The organism is Streptomyces apricus (assembly GCF_008369065.1).
Taxonomy (GTDB): Bacteria; Actinomycetota; Actinomycetes; order Streptomycetales; family Streptomycetaceae; genus Streptomyces; species Streptomyces apricus.
This window is the reverse complement of record NZ_VDFC01000040.1, coordinates 893,814-895,682: the sequence shown is the minus strand read 5'-3', so window position 1 is coordinate 895,682 and position 1,869 is coordinate 893,814. Positions and strand designations below refer to the sequence as shown.

Annotated in this window: 2 protein-coding genes and 1 rRNA gene; all 3 read left to right on the top strand. The window is 68.6% G+C overall.

Features of this window, described 5'->3' with window-relative positions:
- Positions 1–122 precede the first annotated feature (122 nt).
- Positions 123–239, top strand: a 5S ribosomal RNA gene (gene rrf / locus FGF04_RS17080).
- An 89-nt stretch (positions 240–328) separates the two neighbouring features.
- On the top strand, positions 329–982 hold the full coding sequence (locus FGF04_RS17075) for an HAD family hydrolase (RefSeq protein ID WP_149512118.1): 654 nt from the start codon (positions 329–331) through the stop codon (positions 980–982).
- A gap of 61 nt (positions 983–1,043) precedes the next feature.
- Positions 1,044–1,869, top strand: an 826-nt coding sequence (locus FGF04_RS17070; protein ID WP_149512320.1) for an MFS transporter, incomplete at its 3' end; no start/stop codon positions are given.

Below are 1,869 nucleotides of genomic sequence, written 5' to 3'. Positions count from 1 at the left end.
GCTGACCGGTACTAATAGGCCGAGGGCTTGTCCTCAGTTGCTCGCGTCCACTGTGTTGGTTCTGAAACCACGAACAACCGTTGTAGCCAGGTCACGGCTCCGGTTTGTCTGTTTCATAGTGTTTCGGTGGTCATAGCGTGAGGGAAACGCCCGGTTACATTCCGAACCCGGAAGCTAAGCCTCACAGCGCCGATGGTACTGCAGGGGGGACCCTGTGGGAGAGTAGGACGCCGCCGAACAAATATTGAATAGAAAGCCCCCGCACTTCGGTGCGGGGGCTTTCTTGCGCTCAAGGGGCATGCGTCCTATCGGTATTAGGGTCTTCGTCATGCGCTATGACCTGGTGATCTTCGACAACGACGGCGTCCTCGTGGACAGCGAGCCGATCTCCAACACGCTCCTCGCCGCGTACCTCACCGAGCTCGGGCACCCGACCTCGTACGAGGACTCCCTGCGTGACTACATGGGGGCCGCCATGCACCGCGTGCACGACCTGGTCGAGGAACGGACCGGCGAGCGGCTGCCGGCGGACTTCGACGAGGTCTTCCACGGGCGCGTGTTCGCCGCGTTCGAGCGGGAGCTGCAGCCGGTACCGGGCGCCTCGGAGGTCCTGGAGAAGCTGGTCGCGGACGGGGTTCCGTACTGCGTGGCGTCGTCCGGGAGCCATGAGCGGATCCGGGTGGGGCACCGCACGACCGGTCTCGACCAGTGGTTCGACGACGCACGCATCTTCAGTTCGCAGGACGTCGGCCGGGGCAAGCCGGCCCCCGACCTGTTCCTGTACGCGGCCGAGCGGATGGGAGTGGCCCCGGACAGGTGCGTCGTCGTGGAGGACAGCCCGCTCGGGGTGCAGGCGGCCCGCGCGGCCGGGATGGACGTGTACGGCTTCACCGCGATGACACCGGCGGAGCGGCTGGCCGGCGCGGACGGGCTCTTCAGTGAGATGGGCGAGCTGCTCGGGCTGCTCCAGAGCCGAAGCTGAACGGAATTCATCTTCTGCACCGTCTACCCACGGGTAAGCCGGAGCCCTACGCTGAGCCGCCATGACAGATGTCCTCCGGCGCGGCCGGGCCTCGTTGGCGTTCGGCTTCTTCGCCCAGGGCGCCGCCTTCGCCGTGCTCGTGACCCGTATCCCGGCGATCCAGGACCGGTACGGGGTGTCCGACGGGCTGCTGCCCGCCTTCCTGGCGGCCGTGCCGGTCCTCGCCGGCGTCGGGAGCGTCTGTACCGAGCACCTGGTGAAGCGGGTGCCCCCGAGTCACGTACTGCGGTGGTCCCAGCCGGTCGTGCTGCTCGCGCTGCTCGGGGTGGGGGCCGGGGACAGCCTGTGGGAGCTCGGGCTCTCGCTCGCCGCCTTCGGGCTGGCCGTCGGGGCCCTGGACGCGTCCATGAACATGCTCGGGGTGAGCCTCCAGCACGCGTACGGGCGCAGCATCATGCTCGGCTTCCACGCCGCGTACAGTCTCGGCGGCATCCTCGGGGCCTCGCTCGCCTGGGCCGGCGCGCACTGGGACCTCACGCTGTTCGCGCTGTACCTGCCCGCGGTGCTGGTGCTGCTGCCCGCCGCGCTGGTGGCGAGCCGGTGGTACGTGGACGGGGACGGGAACGGCGGGGGCGCGAAGGATCCGGCGCCGGGCACGAGTGGCGGTACGGGCGTCGCGTTCAAGCTGCTGCTGCCGCTGTGCCTGGTGATGGCCTTCGCGTACATCGGTGACTCGACCGTCTCCAACTGGAGCGCCAAGTACCTCCAGGACGTGCTCGGCAGTTCGGAGCAGCTGGCGACCGTCCCGTACAACGTCTACATGGTCACCACGCTCCTCGGGCGGGCCGTGGGGGACTTCGGGGTGCGGCGGTTCGGGGCCGTGGCGG

Coding starts and splice junctions, on each gene's coding strand:
- FGF04_RS17075 (WP_149512118.1), top strand. CDS start 329: ATGCGCTATGACCTGGTGATCTTCGACAACGACGGCGTCCTCGTGGAC.